This window comes from Rouxiella badensis (genome assembly GCF_002093665.1).
GTDB classification, from domain to species: domain Bacteria; phylum Pseudomonadota; class Gammaproteobacteria; order Enterobacterales; family Enterobacteriaceae; genus Rouxiella; species Rouxiella badensis.
Genome location: NZ_MRWE01000039.1, coordinates 38939 through 46426, shown reverse-complemented (window position 1 = coordinate 46426; position 7488 = coordinate 38939). Strand labels below are relative to the sequence as shown.

General features: G+C 51.5%; 5 protein-coding genes. All 5 read left to right on the top strand.

The window, feature by feature from the left end:
• Positions 1 to 131: 131 nt before the first annotated feature.
• The 5 genes from BS640_RS19045 (at position 132) to BS640_RS19025 (ending at position 7456) form a co-directional block, all read left to right on the top strand.
• Complete coding sequence (locus tag BS640_RS19045; RefSeq protein ID WP_026110531.1) at positions 132 to 857, top strand: gluconate 2-dehydrogenase subunit 3 family protein; 726 nt, start codon at positions 132 to 134, stop codon at positions 855 to 857.
• A gap of 49 nt (positions 858 to 906) precedes the next feature.
• Positions 907 to 2676: a GMC family oxidoreductase gene (locus BS640_RS19040; RefSeq protein WP_084913148.1), complete on the top strand. Its 1770-nt coding sequence runs from the start codon at positions 907 to 909 to the stop codon at positions 2674 to 2676.
• Positions 2677 to 2690: 14 nt separating this feature from the next.
• Positions 2691 to 3944, top strand: coding sequence for a c-type cytochrome (locus tag BS640_RS19035; protein ID WP_419722299.1), 1254 nt, complete (start codon positions 2691 to 2693; stop codon positions 3942 to 3944).
• Positions 3945 to 4175: 231 nt separating this feature from the next.
• Positions 4176 to 5408 (top strand): oligosaccharide MFS transporter, encoded by a 1233-nt coding sequence (locus BS640_RS19030; protein WP_084913147.1) that lies wholly within the window; start codon positions 4176 to 4178, stop codon positions 5406 to 5408.
• Between the two features lie 14 nt (positions 5409 to 5422).
• Positions 5423 to 7456 carry a beta-galactosidase gene (locus BS640_RS19025; protein WP_084913146.1) on the top strand — a complete coding sequence of 678 codons (2034 nt, stop codon included), beginning with the start codon at positions 5423 to 5425 and terminating at the stop codon, positions 7454 to 7456.
• Positions 7457 to 7488: the final 32 nt, after the last annotated feature.

Sequence of the window (7488 nt, the reverse complement as noted above, 5' to 3'; positions counted from 1 at the left end):
CCAATGAAAGCTTAATTAACCTGGGATTTATTCATTTATTTATAATGTTGCAGTGATATTATAATTCAGTACCCAACCACAATAATAATTAACCCACTCCTAACATTTAAGCCTGTGAGAGTCGTATTGCTATGCTCCTACAAAAGAAAACCACACGTCGTAAGTTCTTACTCGGATCAATAATGGCATTGCCCGTTAGCGCCATTATGATGAAAGGATTTACTGCCGCGCAGGCAGCAGAAATGGCCGCCCCCGAATTACTCGACTATAAACCGGTCTTTTTCAGCGCCGATGAGTGGCAGTTTATTATGGCCGCCGCGGACCGCCTGATCCCAGCGGGTGGCAAAGGGAAAGCCCCCGGCGCACTCGAAACCAATGTGCCTATTTTTATCGACCAGCAAATGCACGGCGAGTTTGGCAGTGAAATCTATATGCAAGGTCCGTTCAACGTGCACGCTCCCGCGACTATGGGTTACCAGTTGCCTTATCGCCCTCAGGAAATCTACAAAATAGGTATCCGCCTGGCAGAAAGTTGGTGCCAGCAGACACACCAGAAGGCTTTTCATCAGCTGTCTGAGCTGGAGAAAGACGACGTTCTGACCCAGCTTCAGAAAAACGTTATCAAATTCGCCGACCTGGGTGAGCAGTCTCTCGTTGCCTCGCAGTTCTTCAGCGAGCTGCTGTCGGATACTAAACACGGTTATCTCGCAGACCCGATTTACGGCGGTAACAAAGGCATGAAGGCCTGGATTGCCATCGGCTTCCCCGGTGCCCGTGCGAGCTACACCGAGTGGGTGAAACAGCACAACATCCCTTATCCACTGGGCCCGGTCAGCCTGACGGGTGCACGCGCCTAAGCCGAAACTGGCTGGATTTCCGTTTTCTGATGATTTGACAGGATTAATGATGGCACAAGTAACGAAAGAAGAAGTCGACGTCGTCGTCGTCGGCCTCGGTTGGGCAGGCTCATTGATGAGTATCGAGCTGGCGATGGCAGGCCTGAAGGTCCGCGCACTCGAACGCGGCGGTGACCGTAGCTACGAAGATTTTGCCTACCCCAAACCGGCGGACGAATACGCCTACGCGGTACGTAACAAGGTCATGGCTACTCCTGCAGAGGCAGCCGTAACGGTTCGCTACAACATGAGCGAAACGGCCTTACCGACCCGTAAATGGGGCGCGTTTGCACCAGGGACCGGCGTGGGGGGGTCTGGCCTACACTGGACGGCGGTACTTATCCGCCCGACCCCAACCGACTTGAAGCTCAAGACCTATGCCGATCGGGCTTATAAGCCCGGCATTTTACAGGAAGACATGCGTATCATGGACTTCCCCTTCAGCTGGGATGAGATCGAACCCTACTACACCAAGTTCGAGCATATTTGCGGTCAATCGGGTAAAACCGGCAACCTGCGCGGCCAAATCATGGAGGGAGGCGACCCGTTCGAAGGTCCGCGTTCAGAGCCGTATCCACTGCCTGCCCTGGAAGATACCCTCAACAGCAGTATGTTTGCCGACGTGGCGAAAAAGATGGGCTATCACCCCTTCCCGAACCCGTCCGCCTGCGTATCTCGCGCCTGGACCAACCCTTACGGTAATCAGATAGCACCTTGTAACTACTGCGGTTATTGCAGTAAATACCCTTGTCTCAACTACTCCAAGGCCTCGCCGCAGACGGCGGTGATGGACGCCTTAAAACGGAGGGAGAACTTCTCCTACGAAGTGCATGCCAACGTGCTGAAAGTCGTGTTGCACGATGACAAAAAAACCGCCAAAGGCGTTATCTACATCGACGCGCAGGGCAACGAGTGCTTCCAGCCCGCCAAGATTGTGGTGCTGAGCAGCTTCCAGTTCTGCAACGTACGCCTGATGCTGTTGTCGGGCATCGGTAAGCCTTACAACCCGATCACGGAAGAAGGTGTGGTGGGTCGTAACTATGCGTTCCTGAGTAACGGCGGCTCGACGCTGTTCTTCAAAGACAAAAACTTTAACCCGTTTGCAACGGCAGGCGCCACCGGACAGATGATCAACGACATCTCACCGGGTAACTTCGACGGTCCGGGATTAGGTTTCATCGGCGGCGCGAAAATTCACAGTTCTCAGGCCACAGGGACGCCAATCAGCACCTCTCTGCCGAAGGGAACGCCGAGCTGGGGAACCGGCTGGAAAGAGGGCATGGAAGAGTGGTACGGCCATTCGATGAAAATCAGCATCACCACGACCTGCCAGTCGTATCGCGATATTTATCTCGACCTGGATCCGAACTACAAAGACGAATACGGCATGCCGCTGCTGCGTATGACCTTCGACTGGAAACAGAACGAACTCAAGCTACAGCAGTATCTTAAAGAGATCGTGGGCAATATCACCAAAGAGCTAAACCCTGACAGCTACAGCGAAAGCTTCCTGCCGATGGACGCACACTTTGACCTGACCAAATATGTCTCCACACACAACGTGGGTGGCGCGGTGATGGGGGACAATCCGAAAACCTCAGCGCTGAACAAGTACCTGCAAAGTTGGGATGTGCACAACGTCTTCGTGCCGGGCGGCAACGCTTTTCCGCAAAACTTCCAGGCTAACCCAACCGATACTATTGGCGCTATTACGCTAATGGCTGCACAGGCGATTAAAGATCACTATCTGAAAAATCCCGGCCCATTGGTACAGGTATAAGTGACATGAACATGATGAATCTCAAGAGCTTCTTATTTGCTAACGTCGTCTTTATGGGAGCAGGCTTTATGGCACACGCTCAGGCCGATGACGCAGCGCTTATCAAACAGGGCGAATACGTTTCACGGCTGGGCGACTGCGGGGCGTGCCACACGACAGCAGGCAGGCCAGCCTTTTCCGGCGGACTGGCCATCAGGTCGAACTTAGGCACTATTTATTCGACCAACATTACGCCGGATAAAGACCACGGTATCGGCGGCTACAGCGAACAGCAGTTCTCCGATGCGGTTCGTAAGGGCGTATTGCCTGACGGTACGCGGCTGTATCCGGCAATGCCCTACCCTGATTACGCCAAAATTAACGATAAGGATATGCACGCGCTCTACGCCTATTTCATGCAGGGTGTAAAACCGAGTGCCGAATCGCCGCCAAAAACCGAACTCAGCTTCCCGTTCAGCCAGCGCTGGGGCATGCGCTTCTGGAACTGGGCTTTCACCTCTGACAAGCCTTTCCAGCCTATTGGTGGCGCATCGGCTGAGGTCAATCGTGGCGCTTATTTGGTCGAAAGCCTTGGACACTGCGGCAGCTGCCATACACCGCGTGGCCTTGGCATGAACGAGAAAGCACTCGACAGCGGCGATGCTCAATTCCTTGCTGGGGGCAGCCTTAACGGGTGGGAAGTCCCTTCCCTGCGCGGTATCGCACACTGGAATGAACAGGAAATTGTTGATTACCTGGGCAAAGGTCGCAACGACAAAGCCGCCGTGGGCGGTGAGATGACCTCGGTGGTAGAAAACAGCACCGCCTATATGACCGAGGCTGACCTGAAAGCGATTGCCGCTTACGTGAAGTTTTTGGGTGGAAACCCTCCGCTATCGGCGGAGGATACTCAGTCAAACAACGCAACCGAGGCCAGACTGACCGCAGCGAAAAACCTGAGCGTCGGCGAACGTTTGTATCTGGACAACTGCGGAGCATGCCATTTTGTGACCGGCAAAGGGGCGCCGGGCGTCTTCCCGCAGCTGAGTCAGGCGACAATTGTTAATGCGCAGGACCCTACGGGATTGATCCACACAATCCTCGCCGGTGCGCAACAGCCTTCTACCGCACGGGCACCGTCTACGCTGGCAATGCCAGGCTTTGCGGCACGCCTGTCTGACGACGAGATTGCCCAGCTCTCAACCTTTATTCGTCAAGGTTGGAGCAACAAGGCGCCGCCTGTGACGGCCGATGAGGTGAGTGAGGTACGAAAAAGCCTGCAACCTTGATCGGGCTCTGAATGACCAAAAGATGATTTTTGTCTGAAATCCCCTTAAAACCCTGACGGCTTCCTGACTAAGGAAGCCGTTTTTTATTTCCCCCTTGGCCAACGTGAGGTTGCTCACAAAGCGACCCTGTGCAGCAGATTTTTCTATGTTAGCAGCATCTCTTTACCGCTTTATGTGGATATTTAGCGCTAAGTTAATTCCACGACCCATTGGGGGGTAACGAGGTGAATCATGCTAAAACTCAATAATAATTATCTCATGTGTTGCCTGTTCTTTTTGTTCTTCTTTATTGGATGGGGAAGTTGTTATCCCTATCTTTCACTGTGGCTCACGGACACTATTGGCATTGATTATGCCGACGTTGGCCTGGTTTATTCCTTTACTGCCATTGTCTCTGTCTGCGTACAGCCTATTTTCGGGTTTGTGGCCGACAAACTTATATTTAGAAAAAATCTAATGTGGATGCTGGCGATTATTATTACGCTATTCGCCCCTTATTGGATTTGGATTTTTGCTCCACTGCTTAAATACAATGTCATACTCGGTGCCTTGGCGGGCGGCATCTATATTGGTTTTGCTTTTGGTGCAGGCTGTGGCGTGTGCGAAGCCTATATCGATAAAGTCAGCCGCATGACGGGATTCGAATTTGGTAAGGCAAGAATGTTTGGCGGTATTGGTGCGGCCATCGCCACCTTTATGGCGGGTATTCTCTACGGAATAGACCAGAATCTCATCTTCTGGATGGCAAGCTGTGCAGGGGTTATTTTATTGTTCATTGTGTGGAAGACCAATCCACGTGTTTCAATCAATGATGCCGCACAGGGGAGCCGACGCGCGCCCGTCACGCTCGAAGACGTGCGTAATTTAATGAAAATACGCAAGTTTTTGTTCTTCGCCCTCTACATGGTCGGCGTCGGCGCGGTGTATGAAACCTACGATCAGCAGTTTGCCATTTACTACAGCCATTTCTTTTCCAGTAAAGCACGCGGCGCTGAAGTTTTCGGTTATCTTTACACGGCACAGATATTTCTTGATGCCATAGTCATGTTCTTCTCGCCGTGGTTTGTGAATAAAATTGGCCCCAAAAATGCCCTAATCTACTGCGGTCTGATCATGAGTCTTCGTATCATTGGTTCAGCTTACGCGGTTGGACCTGTCTCAATTAGCGCCATCAAAATGCTGCATGGATTCGAAAGTTCGGTATTTTTAGTCGCGGGCCTAAAATATATCGCTAAAAACTTTAACCCATGGCTTTCGGCAACGGTGTATTTAATCGGCTTCCAGTTCTCAAAAAGGTTTAGCGAAATATTTCTTTCCAGCGCTATTGGCCATATGTATAAAAACTTTGGCTTTGCGGACAGCTATTTGGTTCTAGGGCTTATCGCCTTTTCATTTACGCTCATTTCCTACTTCACATTAGATAAAGCACGCGCTTTTATTCCTCAAAAGACAATCACTGAATAATATCAGGAGGCAGTATGTCGGCGATTTACTACGGTGTGGCCTATTATGATGAATATATGCCTGAAGACAGGCTGGCAGCAGATATTAGCATGATGAAGGATGCCGGTATTAACATCGTGCGTATCGCAGAATCAACCTGGAGTACGCTCGAGCCGCAGCAAGGAGAGTACTGCTTTTATCATATTGACCGCGTTCTGGACGCCATGCACGAGGCCGGTATTGCGGTGATTATCGGCACGCCGACGTATGCTATTCCCTCCTGGCTGGCGCGTAAACATCCCGAAGTGATGGTGACTACCCTCAAGGGAAAGGAAAAATATGGTCGCCGTCAGATTATGGATATCGTCAGCCCCGTTTTTCTGCGCTATGCGGAAAATATCATCCGCGTATTGCTAGAGCACGTGCACAAGCATCCGGCCATCGTGGGCTACCAGCTGGATAATGAAACCAAGCACTACGATAACGTCGGGCCAGTGATGCAGCAAAAATTCATCGCCCACCTTCGCGAACGTTATCCTGACCTTCACCAGTTGAATAAGGATTTTGGGCTGGATTACTGGAGTAACCGTATCGACCATTGGGAGGATTTCCCCCCCGTCGAGAACACGATTAACGCCAGCCTGGGCTGCGCTTTCTCGACCTTTCAGCGTCAAACAGTGACCGATTATCTGGCGTGGCAAAGCCAGATAGTAAAAGAATATGCGCGTCCGGAGCAGTTTATTACCCATAATTTTGACTTCGAATGGCGTGGTTACTCCTATGGTGTACAACCTCGGGTCGATCATTTCTCTGCCGCAAAGGCATTAACCGTTGCCGGTGTGGATATTTACCATCCTTCTCAGGAGCAGCTGACCGGCCGTGAAATCTCCTTTGGCGGTGACATTGCTCGAGCATTGAAACAGGGAGCCGGATATTTTGTGCTGGAGACCGAAGCCCAGGGATTTGCGCAATGGACACCTTTCCCCGGCCAACTTCGCCTACAGGCCTTCAGTCATATCGCCTCCGGCGCCAGAATGGTTTCCTACTGGCATTGGCACTCTATTCACAATTCATTCGAAACTTATTGGAAAGGCCTGTTGAGCCACGATTTCTCCCCTAATCCTACCTATCTGGAGGCCAAAACCATTGGCGCAGAGTTGGCAACGCTGTCGGATTATCTGGAGGACATGAAAATCGACAATGAGGTGGCTATTCTGGTGAGCAATGAGGCGATGGATGCGTTCAACTGGTTTAAACCTGGTGACGCGCAAAGCAACGTTTATAACAACGTTTTTCGCCGCTTTTATGACGCGCTTTACGACAGCAATATTTCCGTGGATATCATCAACGACGTCAATTCAGACACCTCGCGCTACAAGGCTATCGTTGTTCCAGCACTCTACGCCGCCTCTGACGCGCTCTTGCAACGAATCAACCACTATGTCGAATCGGGAGGCCATGCGCTTATCAGTTTTAAAAGCGGCTTCAGTGATGAAAACGTGAAAGTCAGGACCCAAAGCCAACCGGGTGTTATTAAAGCGTGCTGCCGAGTCAGCTACAGCCAGTTTGTTCTGCCGCAGGATGTCGGCCTGACCAGCCAGGTGGGTGACTTTACCCTTGCCGACGATGAGCGCGCCGAGTTATGGATGGAGCTGCTGACCCCCGATGACGCGGATAAAGTCCAGGTACTCGCCCGCTATCAGCATCCCGTTTGGGGAAAATATGCCGCCATAACCGAGTCGCAATACGGTAAGGGGTCGGCTATTTATATCGGTTGCCTAAGCAGTAAGCCGGTGATTTCACAGTTGGTCAAGCGCCTGACCCAAAAGGGCTCTTTGGCGTCTTGCCACACGGCTCACAGTTTCCCAATCATTGTTAAAAAGGCACTAGGCAGGGCGGGTAAAACACTGACATTCTTCTTTAATTACTCTTTAGAACCGCAGCAGATAACCGCGCCAGAAAACAGCGTTTGCCTGCTGGGCAATGCACCCGCGTCTTCTAACGGCCATCAGCCTATAGAACCCTGGGGAGTGCGAGTTTACCAATCGGAAGTCGAGTCCCCAAAGTAAAGTGCCATTAATCTCTCACTTACCGGCAGCCA